General features: G+C 47.2%; 18 protein-coding genes and 1 pseudogene. 1 reads left to right on the top strand and 18 read right to left on the bottom strand.

Annotation, left to right across the window (positions count from 1 at the left end):
• From E7027_01505 to gcvT, 6 genes are all read right to left on the bottom strand, one after another.
• Positions 1–753, bottom strand: coding sequence for a hypothetical protein (locus E7027_01505; GenBank protein ID MBE6420812.1), 753 nt, complete (start codon positions 751–753; stop codon positions 1–3).
• Positions 684–1,382, bottom strand: a complete 699-nt coding sequence (locus tag E7027_01500; GenBank protein MBE6420811.1) for a hypothetical protein — start codon at positions 1,380–1,382, stop codon at positions 684–686. Before E7027_01500 ends, E7027_01505 begins: the two co-directional genes overlap by 70 nt.
• 68 nt (positions 1,383–1,450) lie before the next feature.
• A complete protein-coding gene (locus E7027_01495; protein ID MBE6420810.1) occupies positions 1,451–2,890 on the bottom strand; it encodes a glycine dehydrogenase subunit 2 in 1,440 nt (479 codons plus the stop codon).
• A gap of 10 nt (positions 2,891–2,900) precedes the next feature.
• Positions 2,901–4,229 (bottom strand): aminomethyl-transferring glycine dehydrogenase subunit GcvPA, encoded by a 1,329-nt coding sequence (locus tag E7027_01490; protein MBE6420809.1) that lies wholly within the window; start codon positions 4,227–4,229, stop codon positions 2,901–2,903.
• 54 nt (positions 4,230–4,283) lie between these two features.
• Entirely contained in the window at positions 4,284–4,664 is a 381-nt protein-coding gene (gene gcvH / locus E7027_01485; GenBank protein ID MBE6420808.1) for a glycine cleavage system protein GcvH, read from the bottom strand.
• A 16-nt stretch (positions 4,665–4,680) separates the two neighbouring features.
• A complete protein-coding gene (gene gcvT / locus E7027_01480; protein MBE6420807.1) occupies positions 4,681–5,760 on the bottom strand; it encodes a glycine cleavage system aminomethyltransferase GcvT in 1,080 nt (359 codons plus the stop codon).
• 97 nt (positions 5,761–5,857) lie between these two features.
• On the opposite strand from gcvT, the gene E7027_01475 reads away from it, so the two are divergent.
• A complete protein-coding gene (locus tag E7027_01475) occupies positions 5,858–6,529 on the top strand; it encodes a M48 family metallopeptidase (GenBank protein ID MBE6420806.1) in 672 nt (223 codons plus the stop codon).
• Between the two features lie 63 nt (positions 6,530–6,592).
• Here E7027_01475 and E7027_01470 read toward each other — a convergent pair whose 3' ends face one another.
• The 12 genes and pseudogenes from E7027_01470 to mreC form a co-directional block, all read right to left on the bottom strand.
• Positions 6,593–7,132, bottom strand: coding sequence for a prepilin-type N-terminal cleavage/methylation domain-containing protein (locus tag E7027_01470; GenBank protein ID MBE6420805.1), 540 nt, complete (start codon positions 7,130–7,132; stop codon positions 6,593–6,595).
• Positions 7,133–7,552: 420 nt separating this feature from the next.
• Positions 7,553–8,278, bottom strand: a complete 726-nt coding sequence (locus tag E7027_01465; protein ID MBE6420804.1) for a hypothetical protein — start codon at positions 8,276–8,278, stop codon at positions 7,553–7,555.
• A gap of 135 nt (positions 8,279–8,413) precedes the next feature.
• A complete protein-coding gene (locus E7027_01460; GenBank protein ID MBE6420803.1) occupies positions 8,414–8,938 on the bottom strand; it encodes a chromate transporter in 525 nt (174 codons plus the stop codon).
• Complete coding sequence (locus E7027_01455; protein ID MBE6420802.1) at positions 8,935–9,474, bottom strand: chromate transporter; 540 nt, start codon at positions 9,472–9,474, stop codon at positions 8,935–8,937. Before E7027_01455 ends, E7027_01460 begins: the two co-directional genes overlap by 4 nt.
• A 12-nt stretch (positions 9,475–9,486) precedes the next feature.
• A pseudogene (locus E7027_01450) lies at positions 9,487–9,621 on the bottom strand (XRE family transcriptional regulator).
• A 150-nt stretch (positions 9,622–9,771) separates the two neighbouring features.
• Positions 9,772–11,463, bottom strand: a complete 1,692-nt coding sequence (locus tag E7027_01445) for a hypothetical protein (protein MBE6420801.1) — start codon at positions 11,461–11,463, stop codon at positions 9,772–9,774.
• Between the two features lie 42 nt (positions 11,464–11,505).
• Complete coding sequence (locus tag E7027_01440) at positions 11,506–12,960, bottom strand: Rne/Rng family ribonuclease (protein ID MBE6420800.1); 1,455 nt, start codon at positions 12,958–12,960, stop codon at positions 11,506–11,508.
• 26 nt (positions 12,961–12,986) lie between these two features.
• Entirely contained in the window at positions 12,987–13,679 is a 693-nt protein-coding gene (locus tag E7027_01435) for a DUF2344 domain-containing protein (protein MBE6420799.1), read from the bottom strand.
• Positions 13,680–13,683: 4 nt separating this feature from the next.
• Positions 13,684–15,024: a rod shape-determining protein RodA gene (locus E7027_01430; protein ID MBE6420798.1), complete on the bottom strand. Its 1,341-nt coding sequence runs from the start codon at positions 15,022–15,024 to the stop codon at positions 13,684–13,686.
• Positions 15,011–16,852: a penicillin-binding protein 2 gene (mrdA, locus tag E7027_01425; protein MBE6420797.1), complete on the bottom strand. Its 1,842-nt coding sequence runs from the start codon at positions 16,850–16,852 to the stop codon at positions 15,011–15,013. Before mrdA ends, E7027_01430 begins: the two co-directional genes overlap by 14 nt.
• 20 nt (positions 16,853–16,872) lie before the next feature.
• Positions 16,873–17,361 carry a rod shape-determining protein MreD gene (gene mreD / locus E7027_01420; GenBank protein MBE6420796.1) on the bottom strand — a complete coding sequence of 163 codons (489 nt, stop codon included), beginning with the start codon at positions 17,359–17,361 and terminating at the stop codon, positions 16,873–16,875.
• A 3-nt stretch (positions 17,362–17,364) separates the two neighbouring features.
• Positions 17,365–18,222: a rod shape-determining protein MreC gene (gene mreC / locus E7027_01415; GenBank protein ID MBE6420795.1), complete on the bottom strand. Its 858-nt coding sequence runs from the start codon at positions 18,220–18,222 to the stop codon at positions 17,365–17,367.
• Positions 18,223–18,250: the final 28 nt, after the last annotated feature.

Here is an 18,250-nt window from a genome sequence, read left to right as displayed (position 1 = left end):
TTACATTGCGTTAATCACACGCTCTATTATATAGTTTACTAAAATTCGCCAGGTATTGAGGGTTCCCCTCAACACATTTTTTGCCCCGGCCCCCAACGAAACAGCCTCGGGGAAAAGCCCCTTCAAAACAAGTGCCAAAATAACCAAATTCGCCAAAGAAATTATCACGACGGAGAAAATCTTTCCTCCCGCAAGTTTCAAATCGGGCTGGTCGGCTTCGAAAAGGGTTTTGAAGGTTTGGATAAAATGAAAAGAAGTAAAAAAACCGACTAAAAACAGAAAAATTTGCCGATAGGGGGTTAAATCAACAAACAAGTCCCCTATCATATAGACAAACAATGTTAAAAGCACATATCCCGGCACAAAATACGGGGCCAGCACAACAAAAGCGTTGCATCGGTCCATCTTTACATAGCCGCTATTTTGCCCGATAGAAATATCCTTAATTCGGCACCCGCATAACAAAGCGGCTAAAGCGTGGGTCATCTCGTGCATAAACACATACATACGCGAAAAATTATAGTATCCGTAATGAATACCCGCGTAAATCAATCCCCCGAGCAGAAAACTGACCGCCGCCGCAAAATGCCCCAACACCCCGACCAAAATTCTGCCTGTTTCCACCAAGGTAAAAAAAACCGTGGGCAACAACACAAAAGCCAGTAACATTTTGAGAATAGCCATCAAAATTTCTCCGTCCAAGCGAGGGTTTGATATTGGTTTTTTGCCAGCGCCCGCGCCTTCTCCACCCATTCGGCATCGGCCGCGGCCGGTCGTAAATCGGTAGCCAAAAAAGTGCGTACGGCGCGAATCAATGCGTTTTTATAGACGGCATTTTCCCGTGCGCCGGACAATTGTAGCGAACCTTGATACAACACAGTTTGGCCAAATCGGCGAATAGCTCCTCCCAAGATCTTATGTCCGTCTTCGGCAAGCAAATCGTTTTCCACGGGGCGCACAAAACACGCGCTGGCCTGATTATTCACGCTGGGAGTATAAGCGGAAGCAGGCAAAGCAGTATCAAAAACGCGGCTTTTCTGCCCGCCTTCGGCCAATGAACGCAAAATAAAACCATGTAACTTTTTATAAATATCCGTCGGGCGTTCTTGCGAAGGGAAAACCAACGAAAAAGTTAAGTCGTCCCTGTGAAACACCAGGCCGCCGCCCGTAGGTCTGCGGGCTTTAGGGCCGAAAAACCCTTCCGCGACCACCCCCTTTTCCACTTCGCGCAGAAACTGAGCATAACCGAAAGTAACCGCCGAGCCGTCCGTCCAACGGTAAAAGCGAAGGGTTATCTCTTGCGGACGGAGGCGAACGGTTTGTTCGTCAAATGCCATTTGCTCATATACATCAAGGGCAGGGGTTGAAACCAATAAATTCATTTTATTTCCAAACGGCCTCCGCCTAAAATAAAAACGGAGGCCGTAAAGTAAACTTTTGCCGGGCTACCTTACCATTTCAGGTTCGGGTTGCGCGCGGCAGAGACTTCGTCTATCCTACACACGCATTGAGTGTGCGGGGCATCATGCACGGTTTGCGGTTCGGTTTGAATTTCGTTATAAATTTTTTCCATTACCGCCACAAAAGCGTCCAACATTTCTTTGCTTTCCGTTTCCGTCGGCTCAATCATCATGGCTTCGGGAACAATCAGCGGGAAATAAATAGTGGGCGCATAGAAACCGTAATCCAACAGGCGTTTGGCAATATCGGAGGTATGAATCCCGTTCATTTGAGAGGGAACAATACTCAATACACACTCGTGCATACAAACCGCATCAAAAAAGGCATTGAATTTTCCTTTCAAACTTTCGCGCACATAGTTGGCATTTAAGACGGCATTTTCCGCAACGGTGCGCAAAGTATTGCCGTCGAACTGACGCAAATAGCAATACCCGCGCAAACAAATAGCGGCATTTCCGTAAAAAGCCTTCATTCTGCCGGCACTTTCCGCCCGGTCATCTTCCAAGGAATAAAGTCCGTCTTTCTTTACCACAAAAGGTTTAGGCAGGTAAGGCGCTACATGTGCCGCCGCTCCCACCGGGCCGGAACCGGGGCCACCGCCGCCGTGTGGTGCGGCAAAGGTTTTGTGTAAATTTAAGTGCATGACATCTACCCCGAAATCAGCCGGTTTGGCTATCCCGATAAGCGCGTTGAAGTTAGCCCCGTCCATATAGAACAAAGCCCCCGCTTTATGCACCATATCGGCAATCTCGCGAATATCTTTTTCAAAAAGGCCCACCGTGTTCGGTACGGTTAACATCACGGCGGCAGTTTTTTCGCTCAAAGCCGCGCGCAGGGCCTCTTTGTCCACGCAACCGTCGGCAGCAGATTTGATATTAACCACCGTATATCCAGCCATATTGGCTGTAGCAGGGTTGGTTCCGTGAGCGGTATCCGGCACAATTACTTCCGTGCGGGCAAAATCTTTGCGGGCATCATGGTAAGCGCGAATAGTCAAAATGCCGGTCAGTTCTCCATGGGCTCCGGCCGCAGGCTGTAAAGTAAAAGCCGACAGGCCGGTTACCGTTTTGAGCAGTTCCTGCAAATTGTACAAGGCTTCCAAAGATCCTTGCACCGCTTGGGCCGGGGCAAATGGGTGTGCGGCGGCAAAAGCAGGCAATACGCTTAAAGAATCGTACGCTTTGGGGTTGTACTTCATGGTACAAGAACCCAAAGGATAAAATTGGGAATCCAGCGAGTAGTTTAATTGAGAAAGACGCGTAAAATGGCGGACAGTATCAAACTCGCTCATTTCCGGCAAACGCGGTTCTTGGGTGCGTAACAGGTTTGAGGGCAAGTAACCGGAGGCCTCTTTTTGTGCTTTTTCAAAGCGCACTCCGCGGCGGCCCGAGCGGGATTTTTCAATGGAAAGTTCGTTATGTTTTAAGATTTTTTCCATATTAAATTCCTCCCAAAGCATCGGCATAGGCTTTTAAGTCTTCTTCCGTGCGCATTTCCGTGGCGCACACGAGCAGGCAATTTTCCATACCGGGGAAGTCTTTACCGAGCGCATATCCCGCGCCGATTCCTTTTGCGGCCATTTTTTCCACTACTTCGCAAGCGGGTTTGGGGCAGTTAACCACAAACTCATTAAAGAACGGTGCGGAAAATTTTATTTGATATCCGGGAACTTGAGAAATCAATTCCGCCAAACGGTGGGAGCGTTCCAAATTCAGTTCGTCCACTTCCTTTAAGCCTTTGGGGCCCAATAGCGTTAAATAAATAACTGCGTTGAGTGCACACAACGCCTCATTGGAACAAATGTTGGAGGCGGCTTTTTCGCGGCGGATATGTTGCTCGCGTGCCTGCAGGGTAAGCACAAAAGCCCGTTCGCCATTTTTATCCTGCGCAATTCCCACAATACGACCCGGGAGTTGGCGCATATAAGCCTTTTTGGCGGCCATGATACCCAGGCCCGGCCCGCCGAAATTCATCGGGTTACCCAAGGGTTGCCCTTCTGCTACGGCAAAATCGGCTTGATAGGCTCCGGGGGCTTTAAGCACCCCGAGCGAAAGCGGGTTGACAAGAGCCACCAACAAAGCACCGGCTTCATGCACGAGGGCAGAAACAGTGTCGGCCTCTTCCAAGGCACCCAAAAAGTTGGGTTGAGAAAGCACAAAGCAAGAAACACCCGAGGACAGTTTTTCCTTCAAAGAATTAAGGGCCAATGTTCCTTTTTCGTCAAAGGGGACTTCGTTTAATACCACTTCTTCAAAATAGCGCAAATAAGTTTTTAGCACCTCTTTGTAATGCGGGTGAAGCGCGGCGGGAATTAACACTTCCTTGCGTCCGTTTACACGCAGACACGCGCAAACGGCTTCAGCCAAGGCGGTTGCCCCGTCGTAATGCGAGGCGGTAGCCACATCCATTTCCATAAGCGCGCAAATACAACTTTGAAATTCGTAAATGGTTTGCAAAGTGCCTTGGCTGGCTTCGGCTTGATAGGGCGTGTAAGCGGTTAAAAATTCTCCGCGGGAAGAAAGAGCCCCAACGGCTGACGGAATAAAATGTTCGTAAATACCTGCTCCGATAAAGTTTTTAAGCGGACGGTTTTTGGCGGCTAAGGCCTGCATATGGGCAGACAACTCTTGCTCCGTAAGGGCTTTGGGCAAATCTAAAGCCGGATAGAGTAGTTCCTGCGGAATTTGTTTAAGCAAATCTTTGACGGAAGAAACACCGATTTTAGCCAGCATTTCTTCTTGATCTTTGGGAGTATTGGGCGTAAACATAAAACCTCTGTAAAGAAAAAACCCCCGCCCGCAAGCGGGGGTAAGCACATAAAACTACTTTTGGATAGTGGCTTTATAAGCGGCGCAATCGAGCAAGTTTTCGTACTCGGCGGGAGTGGTCATTTTAATCTTAAAAAGCCACCCGCCGGCGTGCGGTTCGCGGTTTACCAAGGCCGGATCCCCGTTAAGGGCTTCGTTTACTTCCACAATTTCCCCGCTGACGGGAGCATAGATTTCGGAAGCGGATTTAACGGATTCGATTACACAGCAGTTTTGACCGGCGGTTACCGTGGCGCCCACTTTGGGAAGTTCCACAAACACAATATCGCTGATTTCTTCTTGTGCGTGGTTGCTGATACCCACAGTGGCGATTTCGCCTTCTACATGAGCCCATTCATGGGTTTTCAAAAAACGGCAATTTTCTTCGGTATACATAATGTTCTCCTTACAATTAAACTCGGTTTTTATAAAAAGGCGTTTTGACCACTTCGGCCTTCGCCCGTTTTCCGTGGATTTCAATTTCCACTTCGCTGCCAAGCGCCACATCGGTAGTTAAATACCCGACGGCAATTCCCTTAAATAACGGGGAATAGGTGCCGCTTGTCAGCACCCCTTTTTCTTCCGTGCCCACATACACTTTACATCCTGCACGCGGCACGCCCGGCGTTTTGAGTACAAACGCGGTCAATTTTTCTTTAAGGCCCTGTTCTTTTTGCAAAGCAAGGGCTTCTTTTCCTACAAAATTGTCTTTCGCCAATTTTACCACCCAACCGCAATTGGCTTCGTAGGGGGTGCGGGTTTGGTCGGCATCGGCGCCGTTAAGCAGATACCCTGCTTCCAAGCGCAACACATCGCGCGCGCCCAAACCGCAAGGCGTAATACCCGCCGCTAAAAGAGCGTTCCACAACTCGCCGATTTTTTCGGCCGGAAGCATAATTTCCACGCCGTCTTCGCCGGTGTATCCGGTGCGAGTTACATAACCTTTTGCGCCGAAGAGTTCCATTTCCCGAATATGAAAGCGCGGCAATTCCTGCACGCCTTCTATAAGCGCGGAAACTTTTTCAAGCGCAAGCGGCCCCTGAACGGCAATCATACCCCACAGCGGGCTTTCGTTGCGAACGGTTACCTCAAATCCTGAGGTTTGTTTTTCAAACCAGGCAAAATCTTCTTCGATGCAAGCAGCATTGACGATAACCAAAAATTTTTCGGGGGTTAAACAAAACGAAATGGCATCATCAATAATGGTGCCTTTTTCCGTTAAGATATGGGAATAAGTGCCGGCCGCGGGCGCGTTTTTAATGTTATTGCAATTGATATGTTGCAAGAAGACCCAGGCATCTTTTCCTTCTACGAAAATCTGCCCCATGTGGGATACATCAAACATTCCCACCCCTTCGCGCACGGCTTTATGTTCGGCGATGATTCCGGCAAATTGCACCGGCATCAACCACCCGTGAAAATCTACCATTCTTCCGCCTGCCTGTTCGCAATGCGAAGCAAGGGGCGTTTTTTTCAGTTCGTGGCTCGTCATTTATGCCTCCAAAAGTATATGTTTATTGTATAAAATAATGGAGAATAAAACCGCTATTTTTATCAGGCAAAAAGGGATAAATTGATATAATAAAATTATGGCAGATACACAAAGCATTGTAAGTGATGTAAAACTATTTATTGAACGGTTGAAAAAAGACCTGCCGGAAGTGTTTGGCAAGGCGGACGAGGCCGCGGGAGAAAACACTCTCCCCTCTGGCGAAAACAAAGTGCTTTATAACGGCAATTTGTGCGAAGCCCGCATGTACCTCACCCCCGACCAAGAACCCGGCGTGGCATTTGACGGAACTGTTTTCCATATTTATTTAGCCTCCAAGGCCGACAACCCCGCCGACTTGGTAACCGATTGGCTGAAAAACAAAGCCAACGAAACCTTAAAAAATAAAACGAAAGAGTGGGCGGAAAAAATCGGCGTGGAATTTAACAACATTGTGGTAAAAGACCAACGCACCTGCTGGGCCAGTTGTTCCGGCAAAAAGAATATCAACTATTCTTACCGCATTGTTAAAATGCCACTTGCCGTGCAAGATTACCTGATGGTACACGAACTATGCCACTTGGTGCATATGAACCACGGGCAAGAGTATTGGGAACTGGTGGGTCAATTCTGCCCCGATTATAAATTGCACCGCCGTTGGTTAAACGAAAATAAAGGTTCTATTTTTGCTGATGTAGAACTGACATACAAAGAAGAACCGACGGAAGAAGAACAACCTGCAGAAACACAAGAAAAAGAAAACTCCCGCTAACGAATCTGCCAACTAAACAAAAACCCCGCAACAAGCGGGGTTTTTATTAAGTATTTGAACACACTAATTTATGAGGTAATATCTTGCAGCATATGCAGTAACAGGAGTGCCGGTAAGCCCCATTACTTTTTTGCAAAAATCACCGGCCGTCAGATATGAAGTTAATTCTATGCAATAAAATTCACGATTTTTGATGCCACTGGTTGTGGTTTCATGAGGAAATCCAATTCCTCCTCCCTTGTAAGAACCTTTTTTGAATAAAGCAAGAGAAATAGTAAATTCAGAACTTTTATTAACGCTCATCTCAAAATGATCATTATAGCGAACAGAATCGTTACTGGAAGTAGATGTACCGAAAGAACTACTACCACTTGCTTGTAATCCGTCAAAACCAATATCCAAACTGGCAAAGTCAGTAGCATAAGTACCATTGGCCATAAAATAAGATTCCTGCGCTGTGGCTAAAGAGCGAACAGAGGTGTAAAGTTGAGATGTACGCGATTTCCAAACCGCTTTTTCGTATTGAGGCATCGCCACCGCAGACAATATACCAATGATTAACACTACAACCAAAAGTTCTATCAAAGTAAAACCCTTTTCCATACAAAACCTCTTATAAACTGGTTTTCGGCAAACAAACAACACTACAATCCTTCCTGTCTGCCGATTAGGTACATTGTAAGAAAAAAAAAAAACGGGTCAAGCCTTGGGCGAGAAATGCTTCTTTTTCCGCCCTCTTTCGACGAGGGTAGCCACACTGTTTTAGAAATGTTGCTCTTTTTTCTTCAATTAAAAAACAACTCTTTCTTTTTCTGCCACCAGAAAAAGAAACAATAATAGTGCCCAGCGTACTCATAAACCGGGTAATGGCGGGACCAAACGGCACAAAAAATAAGTTGTTCCTAAGGGTTGGCGGGTTATAAAATTTAACAAACAAAACCCCTGTCGGGACCAAAACCCGACAGGGATTGTATAGGAGACTTCCCGTTTCATGGCTGTAAAACGGGCAGCGTTTTTTGTTTCTTACGATCTAAGAATCACTAAATTCTCTTCCGAAATCCTGCCCGGAAAAGCAATAGGCAACCGCGTAGGAACCGAGTTTACCAATGCCACCACTTTCCCGCGATAGAAAAAAGGTTCCCCTTGTTTGAGTGTTAAGCGTTCGCGATTAAAACCTCGGGCCTTTGGGGAAAGAACCCCTTTGGAAATAAAAAATTGCGAAAGTTCTGTCAAAACGGAAGAACCGAAATATTCCCGTAACGAGTGACCTTGCGGTACCTGTTCAAAGGCGGCCCCTTCTATCCCTTCGGTCAATTCTCGCGAGACCGTCACATGTGCCACTCCTTGTTTAATTTGCACGAAGTCGGCCGATATATTGCCCTTCTTGCCGTTAGCAAACCCCAAGGAAATTTCTTTTAATTCAAACCCCTTTTTCCCCTGCGCGCAGGAAGCCGCCGTAACCACCCGTTGTTGCCCGGCCAATAATACCCCCACGCAACGTTTGGAATCTTTTTCCACTTGCAGTACTACATCGCGAAACCCGGGCCGACGGCGATGTACCATATCACTCAACCATATTTTCTTTTCCCACTCAAACGATAAATTTACCTGAGCATATTTATTTTGCTGGGCCTTTTTACTGGCACGCACAAGAGCGTTTGCCAAATATTGGCGTTGCGAATTTTCCTGTGCATAAACCCCTCCCGCAAACAACATACAAGCAACTAAAACAACTGATCTTCTTTTCATTTTATTCCCTCTTTTTCGTTTTGATAATTATATTATACAAAAGTTAGGCAAGACTAACAATTATTTTTTCAAAAAAATAACCCCGTCGTAAAAACGGAGTTATTACAAAACAACTAACGCATTTTTATTTATCTTTTAATAGAACAAAATGCCCAACACCGCGCTGACCGCCAGCACTGCTATCGGCCCTTTTTTGCATTTCCACACCGCCAAAAACGCACCTAAAAATAAAAGTACGCTTTTATAGTCCACAAAGTTTTCCGCATTGCAAAGGGATAAGGCCGCCGCCGCAATCAGCCCCACTACTCCCAAGCGAAGGCCCTTAAAAACAGATTTCACCGTGCGGGTGTGTTGGTATTTCAAAAAGTAACGGCTGGCTAAAATCATGAGTACAAACGAAGGCAGGCAAACCGCCAAGGTGGCTACCAGGGCCCCCCACGCATCTCCGGCGGCCATATAGCCCGTATAAGTAGCCATGTTAATACCCACCGGGCCGGGCGTTACTTGGCTGATAGCCACTACATCGGTAAACTCCGCCGTAGACAGCCAGGCCTGTTTATAAACCACTTCGTTTTGGATAAAAGAAATCATGGCATATCCGCCGCCAAAGTTAAAGAGACCGATTTTGAAGAAGGTTAAAAATAATTTCAGGTAAATCATTTAACCTCCTGTTTGCGGGTAAATAAATATCCGCCGAGGCCCATGACCAGAACAATGTAAACGGGAGAAATTTTCATCAGCCAAACGGCTAATGCACAGGCCACACAAGCCCAAACCGTTTTGCAATTTACGCCGGCAGTTTTGGCTAAGTTAAAAACAGGCACGGCAATCAGGGCCACCACCGCAGGACGAAGGCCCATAAATACGCGTTGAACATATGTGTTTTCGGCAAATTTGCGAAAGAAAACCGCAATCAAAAGAATAATGACAAAAGAAGGAAAGGCCGCCCCGAGTGCTGCAAAAAAAGCACCCCAAAAACCCTTGGTTTTATGCCCTGCGAGAATAGATAAGTTAACAGCCATTACCCCGGGAGCCGCTTGGGCAACGGCTACCATATCCAAAAAATCTTTCCGCTCAAACAGGTGTTGTTTATCCACCAGTTCCTGCTCCATCAGGGGAAGCATAGCATACCCTCCCCCCAAGGTAAACAGGCCGATTTTGGCAAACGAAATAAAAAGGTTCAGTAATGCCTTCATGCAATTATTTTACTATTTTAGTCCTTCGGAAAAAGAAAATAATTCGCTTACGCTAATGCCAAGCCCTTGTGCAATTTTGCGGATATTCAAAAGAGCCAAATTTCGCTCCCCGCGCTCTACTCCTCCCATATAAGTACGGTCTAACTCTATTCTGCCGAAGGCTCCCGTGTTACAAGAAGTTTCTGTAAAAAAATGTTAGGACTACATCCCTCAAATGGATTTAGTAAAATGGGCCAAACCATGTACAAACTATAAAAAAGCCCTCGGTAATACCGAGGGTTTTTTCGTAGTAAACTGTTATTTTATCCAACCTTCTTTTTTGGCGTAATTGTAAATACCGTTATAAATACCTTGCGCCATGCGTTTGCGCACGGTAGAGTTGGACAGGCGAGCGCGGTCCTTGGTGCTGCTGATGTAGCCCATTTCCACCAGTACCGCCGGGCTTTGTACCCCTTTTAACACATAAAAGTTGGCCTGACGGACACTGCTGTTTTGGTTGACGGCAATGCCGATGCCGGGTTGTTTGTAAACGGCATTACGCACATAGCCCGCCACTTTGGAACTTTCGTTAATGTATTCGTTTTTGGCCAAAGATTGCAACAGCGCATCTACAAAATTATAGTGCACTTCTTCGTACTGCATGGCTTCGTTTTCCAAGGCAGCAACTTCTTCGGCTTCTTCGTCGGTGGCTTTTTCAGAACGGAAATAAACCTGGAACCCATGCGCACGGCGGTTTTTAGACGCATTGGTGTGAATGGATACAAATAAATCCGCCTTAAAAGTATTGGAGGCTTTAGAACGCCCGGAAAGGGAAATAAAAGTATCATCTTCGCGCGTCATTTTTACTTCAAAACCGCCTTTTTTAAGCAAGCGGACGAGTTCTTTGGAAACATCTAAATTCCAATTTTTTTCGCGGTAGCGGCTACGCACAGCGCCGGGGTCTTTACCGCCATGACCGGGATCCACCATAATACGCATTTTTTTGTGCGCCGGTTTTATGGCTAACGGGTGCGGTTCCGTTTTGATAACGGGCGCGGTTTTGGCAGGTTGATTGTTTTTGTCGTCCGTATTTGGCGCGGGGGACATCACAGGGGCGGGCTTTTCCTCAGCAAACATTTCTACAAACCCGTCATCTTCCGTCAATACGGAAGGTTTGGGCGCAACTTCGCTGGGGCCTTGAACAAAGGGAGCCTTCGGCGCGGGTTCTTGTGCAGGTTCCGGCGTTAGAACGGTCGGTTTTTCGGGAGTAAGCACCGGGTCGGCCTTTTTGGCCCCGGCCCGAAACACCAATTTCCCTTGTTGTTCGGTAAAACTCCAATCGTTTGCATCTTTACCTAAAATTACTTTTAACACCGCATTGTCGCTCGATTGGCGGATATCGGCAGACGAAATAAAGTCTGTTTTCAAGCGGAAAAATTCGTCCCGCTTAACGGTTGCCCCCGGGAAGGTAACAAGTACGGTATGTTTGTTGGGTTGGGAAGTCGTCCAAGTCAATTTTTTCTGCTTATCAAAAACAATCAAACTATCCTGCTTACTTAGTTTATTTTCCGTGCGTTGCAGGTCATACGGGCGTTCCACCGTAAAAGTTTTTTTGTGATAAGAAATCTCTTTCCCTATCGCTTTTTGAAAAGACGGCAACAGAAAAAATTCCACCGGAGCCATCATTTTGCTTCCGTTGATGATAATAGGTGCTTTGAGCGTTTTTGGGCGGGCATTAACGATAATTTCCTTCAAAGAAGCCGTTAAAATGGCATAAAAGCCCTTCCCCGTTACTTTAGCCTGCTTAGATTGGGCAAAAAGTTCTACTTCCGCTCCCAACTTGCGAGCGGTTTTTTGCAAATCCACATACATTACCCCGTTTGCTTCCATGGCTTCCACGGAGCCTTTATCGCGCCCGGCAACGGTAAACGACACTTCGTCCTGCGCATAAACGGCACCGGAAAACAAACAAAGCAGCAGAGATAAAATATAACTAAAAACTCTTTTCATAAATCATAAAGCCGGGCCCGGTAGTTGGCCGGGCCCCGTTTATTATTCCAATACGATTTTATAATCTTCCCAAGCCAGTTGCGGATCGGCCTGAATTTTAAGTGTGCGGTGGATATTTTGTTCGATATCGTGTTGGCGTTGTTTGATGGCTTCGGCTAACACAGGGTGTAACACCACGCGCAAATTACCGCCGGGACGGCCGTTGGTTAAATCGTAAATTTCGCGTTGAATTTTAATGCGCATACTTTCCGCGGAAAGCACACGGCCCGAACCGTGGCATTGGGGACATTCTTCGCTGATAAAACTGCCCGTGCTGGCGCGTTTGCGTTCGCGCGTCATTTCCACAAGGCCCAAGCGGGTAATCGGCAAGATACGAATTTTGGCGCGGTCTCCCTGAACGGCTTTGGCCAAGGCCTCCACCACGCGGTGGCGGCTGGAGGCTTTGCGCATATCGATAAAATCAATTACAATGATGCCGCCGATATTACGCAAGCGAAGTTGGTGAGCAATTTCCTGCGCGGCTTCGATATTGGTTTGGGTAACGGTTTCTTCCTGCGATTTGTTACCCGTAAATTTACCGGTGTTTACATCGATAGCACAAAGAGATTCAGCTTCCTGGATAATGATACTTCCGCCATTGGGCAAAGGAAGTTTGGTTTTGCGCAGGTTGTCAATTTCCGGCTCGATGTTATAGGCTTCAAAAATCGGTGTTTTGCCTTTATAAAGTTTCACGCGGTCAGCCAAATCGGGAGAGTTCTTTTCCACAAAATCGAGTACCCGTTCGTAGTCTTTTTTGTTATCAAGCATATACACTTTAGCGTTTTCGGAAAGCACATCGCGCGCCACTTGGAGTACGGCGTCCATATCTTCGTGCAGTAAGCGCGGAGAGCGGGAAGTTTCAAATTTTTTGACGATAGATTGCCATTGGCGATATAAGTATTTGACTTCGCGTTCCAACTCTTCTTTACTGGCTTCTTCGGCTTCCGTACGGACGATACAACCCATGCCGTTTAAGTGTTTGGCGGCAAGTTCTTGCATAATATCGTTCAGTTTGTGGCGGGCATCCGAATCTTCAATGTTTTTAGATACGCCCACAAAACTTTGATGCGGCGTTAACACTAAGTAGCGGCCGGGAAGGGTAACATCCATGGTTACCTTCATGCCTTTGGTGCTGATGGCATCTTTTACCACTTGCACCATTACTTCCTGGCCTTTGTGGAGTACTTTATCGATGTTCTTTTTGTCTCCGCCGAGCACATCGGAAATGTACAGATACGCATTTTTTTCGTACCCGATATTCAAAAACGCACTGGAGATACCGGGCAGTACATTTTCCACGGTACCTTTGTAGATATTACCCACAATGTTAAGCGAACCGCGGCGTTCCCAAATCAGTTCGTTGACGCGTTCATCTTCCAAAATGGCAATGCGCGTTTCTTCAAAAGATGTATTGACCAATACTTCTACGGTCGGTAATCCTTCCAAATTTCTACTCATATTAAAAATCCTCTCTTAAAAAGGCCCTAAATCAGGTGAAATTCCCCTTGGGAATCTTGCCAAAAAAGTCCTTCTCTTATAAAAGTTAAACCTTCCACCGTAAAGTTTTCCTCACCGGCCGGAACTTCCAAACCCAGCCACGCGGCGATTATTTCTTCCGGGTTAATCCATTTCCCTTGCACGGATAAAACCGTCAGGGATACAACTTCCGGGGATATCGTGCGGCACGGGCCGATATGCGCACTCAATTCCTTCACGCACGAAAGGCCGTTTTCCGCCCGACGGGTAATTTCCACCCGCCCCGAACTTAAAAACTCTTCCAACTTCCGCCCAGGTTGATAGGAAGAAAAATTCCCTTCCACCCGGTACCGGGCCGCGGCCGCCAAGTTCTGCACGGAAGGCAACGGATAAGGTACTCTGCGCACGCTCAGTAACTCCAGCCCGGACGGGGCTGCTTTTTCCAATGCGCTTTGTACTTCTTCCGCCGCAATAGACTTCTGCAAATAAATGTCCAGGTACTCACGCTCGGCCCGTTGCCCCAACGCAGGGGACGGCCCGTATGCCAAGCGCGGCCAATTTTTATTTACTTTGGCCGGCTCAAACGGCAACCCAGCCGTAAGCACCATTTTTCTTACCGCGTTAAAAGTGTTTCTGTCCGCTTGGTTTTTCAACCAACGGAATACTACTCGTATTTTATAAATTTTTGGCGTATTCATCATCTTTTTATGCCCGAATCCGCCTTGCGTACACAGATTGCACTACCCCAAGTGCCCAAAAACTGGCCACCAGGTTAGACCCTCCGTACGAGATAAACGGCAGCGGAATCCCTGCCACCGGCACAATGCCGATAAGCATGCCGAAGTTTACCAACACATAAGTAAAGAACATACCGAAAACGCCGGAACAAACCAAATATCCGTATCGGTCACTGGAACTGTAGGCTACCACGATGATGCGCCATAAAATGAGCAAATAAAGCCCCAAAACGCCCAAAGTGCCCCACAAGCCTAACTCTTCACCTACTACAGCCAAAATAAAATCGGTATGTTTTTCCGGCACGAAACCGAGGCGCGATTGGGTACCCGAAAAAAGCCCTTTGCCAAACACACCACCCGCCCCCATGGCAATTTGCGCTTGTAACACGTTGTATCCCGCCCCTTGGGGGTCTGCGGTAGGGGCCAAAAAAGTTTCCACGCGCTTGCGTTGGTGCGGTTTCATCTGGTGATCCACAAACATTCCGCCGAATAAGCCCGCCAACACCACAAGCGTAGCCAAAACGAAATAGATAGACGGAAGAAAAATACGAAGTTGCTTAAAAAACCACCAAGCCGCGTACCCCAACAACATAACAAGCACACAAAAACCCGTAATATACCACCCGTTGTGCCCAAGTTCATAAAAAGTTCTAAACAGCCAAAAATCCATGAGTTCGGGGTGCAGATAAAGATAGGTCCAAGTAATCGTAAAAAACCCGGTTACCCCGGCAAAAAGGCCCGCCAAAATAAGATAAAAAATATTCACCCCGGTACAAAACAGGAGCACCGCCAACGCAGGCAAAGTAACCACTACGGAAGAGAAGTCGGGTTGCATCATAATCAGCCCGAAAATCGGTAAGAGGATTGCTCCCAACCCAAACAGCGTGGGCACTTCCCGAATACGGCGCCCGCGTCTATCCAAAAAAGCGGCTGCCACCAAAATAGTAGCCACACGGCAAATTTCGGAAGGTTGCATAGAGAAAAACGGCAATACAAACCAAGAGCGAGAACCCCGCTGATACGAGCCGAACAGCAATACTCCCACCAACAACATCAAAATAAAACCATACAGGGCTTTCCATTGTTCGTCATAAATTTGATAGTTAAAACTCCACCCTACAAAAAAGGCAAATGCCCCGATAGGCAGCGCCACCAAGTGAGTACGCACGACCGGGTTTGTAAAAGACAAACTGTTCACCGCCGACATAATGCACAAAGCCCCCATGATTACAAGTCCAATCATGGCTCCGAAAAGTAAAAAATCCATACGGCTTCGGCCGGATGCGGTTTTGTTTTTAAACGACAGCATTGATATTTTCCTCCGGCAATAATTCGCGGTAATCTTCCGCCGTGCGGGCAGGCGCGGCAGGCTTGGGTTTATTCATACCGAAATAGGCTTCCAGCATTTTGCGGGCAATCGGGCCGGCGGCACTACTGCCCCCTTCCCCAAATTCCACAAACACGGCTAGCGCGATAGAAGGCTCCTGCCCCGGTTCGGCGGCAAAAGCCATAAACCAACCGTGGTCGGCTCCGTGCGGATTCTGCGCCGTACCCGTTTTGCCATAGACATCTTTTCCTTTCAGTTTTACGCGGGCGGCGGTACCTTTGTCCACGGTATATTTCAGGGCTTCAAAAATTAAATCGTAGGTTTCGGGTTTTAATTCGGCCTTTTGTAAAATTTCGGTTTTGCCCAGTTTTTCTTCTTTACCCGTTTGATTGCTCACAATTTTTTCCACATAATAAGGCTTATACACATTTCCGCGGCTGGCAATAGCAGCGGCAAATTGGGCAAGTTTAAGAGGGGTTACCAATAATTCGCCCTGCCCGATGGAAAGGTTCAGGGTATCTCCCACAAACCAATAAGTTTTGTTGCGGGCCCGGCGGGTGGGGCCGTACATATTGCCCGCCTTTTCCCCCGGCAAATCAATCCCCGTTTGGCGGCCGAACATAAATTTGCGTTGGATTTTCTCAATAGACGCAGCCCCGATTTGGGAAGCAATCGTGTAGAAATAAACATCGCAAGAATTGCTCATGCCTTCAAAAAAGTTCACGGGGCCGTGAGTGCCCCAACACTTAAAAACACGCGGGCCGGAATCGTAATGACCGAGACAGTTGATTTTGCGTTCCACCTGGATATGCCCCCCTTCCAAAGCGGCAGCGGCCGTGATTACTTTGAAGGTGGAGGCAGGCGGATAAATACCTTGAATTGCCAAGTTATATTCGCTGATTTTTTTAGATTTTTTGGGAAATTCTTCATCGCTGTACGGAACAAAAATGTTCGGGTCGTACGAAGGCGCACTGGCCAGGGCCAGTACCGCCCCCGTGCGGGGATCTAACGCAACGGCCGCGCCTCTTCCGGTAAGGGAGTTTTTAAGGCCTTCTTCCGCCGCTTTTTGTACATCAAAATTAAGCGTTAAATACACATCGCTTCCGGCAGCCCATTTTTTATCTTCAATAATGCTTTTTACACGGCCGCGGTAATCTACTTCCAAATAAACACCGCCGTCTCGGCCTTTCAGTTCTTTTTCAAATTTTTTCTCAATACCGTTCTTGCCCAATTTGGAATTTAAGCGGTATCCCATTTTTAGGTCGCGTTTGCGCCACTCGCGGTCGTCCATACTTCCCAAATAGCCAATTAAGTGGCTGGCAAAACCGCCGTACGGATAATTGCGCTTGGTTTCTTCCACCAAATACACACCGGGGTAATACAGTTGAAGTTCCTGCAAGGCTACGGTGCTTTTGGTGGAAAGGTTTTCCGCAAGCACGGTGGCTTTGCCGCTCTTTACCCCTTTTTCCAATTTTTCCAATACTTCTTCGGAAGTCATTTTAAGATGAGGGGCAAAATCGTGCGCCAAGCGGCTTAAATACTCCGGATCTTTATTCCCGGCGGCGAGATAATAAAAACTGAAAGAAGGCTCGTTAGAAGCCACGGCTACACCGTCTGCGGTAAATACGCGTCCGCGCGGAGCCGTTTGATAGATTACCTGGGTACGGTTCCGTTCGGCCATTTGCAGGTAAGTTTGATGGCGTAATACCTGAATATCTATAAGGCGCAAAGCAATCACGGCACATACCATACAGGCAAGTGCCATCATTACCTTCAAACGCATATTAAAGAAAATTTTAGTAACGGCCATTTGTTATCCTTCCGGACAGGTTAACGGCAAACGATTCCTTGCCCCAGCACCCGGCGAACCAACCAAAAAACGCCCGGCGCCACCAAAGAAACTACCACCGCCCCGCCTAACAAACTCCAAAAACCGGGCCACATGGCAGACGAAGTAAACCAGTACAAAAGCAATGTATTTAATACGGCAACCCCGATGGTTAAACCAAACACACTGAACATTTGCGGGAAAACGGCCTCAAAATCAAACCGTTGAGCAAGCGCATATACCGTGCAAGCGGCTACCGTAAAGGAAAAAGCATTGTTGCCGAATAATTTTGTGCCGAAAAAATCTAAAAAAAGTCCGCATAAAAAGGCAACGGAATAACCGAAAACCGGCTTTAACACTGCACAAAAAGCCACGGCAAAAACAAGCATCATATTTACGCTTAAACCGCAGAAAGAGAACAAGGTAGCCAACGCCCAATGGCATACGGTTGCCAACAGAAAAAGCAAAATCAGTTTACAAAAACTCCACATAAATTACTTTTCCCCTCCTTCCAAAATCACAAAAACTTCTTTTACCGCAGAGGAACGCACTTGTGGGATAACCTCCACCGCCAAGGCGGTTTGGAAGTCGTCTTCGCCGCGGACGGCACTCACTTCTCCCACCAAAATACCCGCCGGGAAAATACTGCTGGTGGCGGCCGTATAGACTTTGTCCCCCGGCTGAACCTTCGTCAAAAGCGGGATATATTTAATGCGTACCGGACGCAAACCGTTTCCGGTTAAAAGGCCTTCCTCTTTACCGCCTTCCAAAAAGACGGCGGCAGAAAAATCTTCGTCTCGCACTAACAAAACTTTAGAAGTTTTTTCCGTCACTTCCACCACCACGCCGGCTAATCCTTCTTTCCCGGCTTCCACAGAAATAACGGCGCTTCTTTCTTTGATTCCGTCAGCTGAACCTTTGTCGATAATAACCGAGTTCCACTGGCTGGGCTCCCGATACGCCACCTTCGCCCAAACCCCGTTCCATCTTTTATTAGATTTCAGGTTCATCATTTGGGTTAAGCGTTCGTTCTCGGCAAAAACACTGGCAGATTGCTGGGCTTCCAAACGGTTCATTTCCAACTGTTGTTTCAGTTCGCCGTTTTCCCGATGGGTATTGAGCAACTCCTGTACCGTTTGATGTACGTTTTCGGCATATTTAGCCGTACCGTGCGCAAGGCGAATTTGCGGAATAAAAATATACGATAGAACCGCCTTGACGGAAGAAACAAAGCCTTCCAACGGCAAAATCATAAGCAAAAAAGAGAGCAACAAAAACACCGCCGGCAACAAAAAGCGTCTGCGCGCGCCGGAAGAGGTTTTTTTGCGTTGTTTGTTTTTGGTATGCAACATAAAAATAAAAATCGTTTTAGGGCTGGTG

It is taken from the genome of Elusimicrobium sp. (genome assembly GCA_015062115.1).
Lineage (GTDB): Bacteria > Elusimicrobiota > Elusimicrobia > Elusimicrobiales > Elusimicrobiaceae > Avelusimicrobium.
Note: the sequence above shows the minus strand (reverse complement) of the source record. Positions and strands in the feature narration are given on the sequence as shown.

Excerpts from the sequence above, each read along its gene's own strand:
- E7027_01460 (MBE6420803.1), bottom strand. The coding sequence starts at position 8,938 with ATGATTTACCTGAAATTATTTTTAACCTTCTTCAAAATCGGTCTCTTT.
- E7027_01465 (MBE6420804.1), bottom strand. The coding sequence starts at position 8,278 with ATGAAAAGAAGATCAGTTGTTTTAGTTGCTTGTATGTTGTTTGCGGGA.
- mreD (MBE6420796.1), bottom strand. The coding sequence starts at position 17,361 with ATGTGGAGTTTTTGTAAACTGATTTTGCTTTTTCTGTTGGCAACCGTA.
- gcvH (MBE6420808.1), bottom strand. The coding sequence starts at position 4,664 with ATGTATACCGAAGAAAATTGCCGTTTTTTGAAAACCCATGAATGGGCT.
- E7027_01490 (MBE6420809.1), bottom strand. The coding sequence starts at position 4,229 with ATGTTTACGCCCAATACTCCCAAAGATCAAGAAGAAATGCTGGCTAAA.
- mreC (MBE6420795.1), bottom strand. The coding sequence starts at position 18,222 with ATGTTGCATACCAAAAACAAACAACGCAAAAAAACCTCTTCCGGCGCG.
- E7027_01505 (MBE6420812.1), bottom strand. The coding sequence starts at position 753 with ATGGGTGGAGAAGGCGCGGGCGCTGGCAAAAAACCAATATCAAACCCT.
- E7027_01500 (MBE6420811.1), bottom strand. The coding sequence starts at position 1,382 with ATGAATTTATTGGTTTCAACCCCTGCCCTTGATGTATATGAGCAAATG.
- mrdA (MBE6420797.1), bottom strand. The coding sequence starts at position 16,852 with ATGGCCGTTACTAAAATTTTCTTTAATATGCGTTTGAAGGTAATGATG.
- gcvT (MBE6420807.1), bottom strand. The coding sequence starts at position 5,760 with ATGACGAGCCACGAACTGAAAAAAACGCCCCTTGCTTCGCATTGCGAA.
- E7027_01430 (MBE6420798.1), bottom strand. The coding sequence starts at position 15,024 with ATGCTGTCGTTTAAAAACAAAACCGCATCCGGCCGAAGCCGTATGGAT.
- E7027_01470 (MBE6420805.1), bottom strand. The coding sequence starts at position 7,132 with ATGGAAAAGGGTTTTACTTTGATAGAACTTTTGGTTGTAGTGTTAATC.
- E7027_01440 (MBE6420800.1), bottom strand. The coding sequence starts at position 12,960 with ATGAGTAGAAATTTGGAAGGATTACCGACCGTAGAAGTATTGGTCAAT.
- E7027_01445 (MBE6420801.1), bottom strand. The coding sequence starts at position 11,463 with ATGAAAAGAGTTTTTAGTTATATTTTATCTCTGCTGCTTTGTTTGTTT.
- E7027_01455 (MBE6420802.1), bottom strand. The coding sequence starts at position 9,474 with ATGAAGGCATTACTGAACCTTTTTATTTCGTTTGCCAAAATCGGCCTG.
- E7027_01435 (MBE6420799.1), bottom strand. The coding sequence starts at position 13,679 with ATGATGAATACGCCAAAAATTTATAAAATACGAGTAGTATTCCGTTGG.
- E7027_01475 (MBE6420806.1), top strand. The coding sequence starts at position 5,858 with ATGGCAGATACACAAAGCATTGTAAGTGATGTAAAACTATTTATTGAA.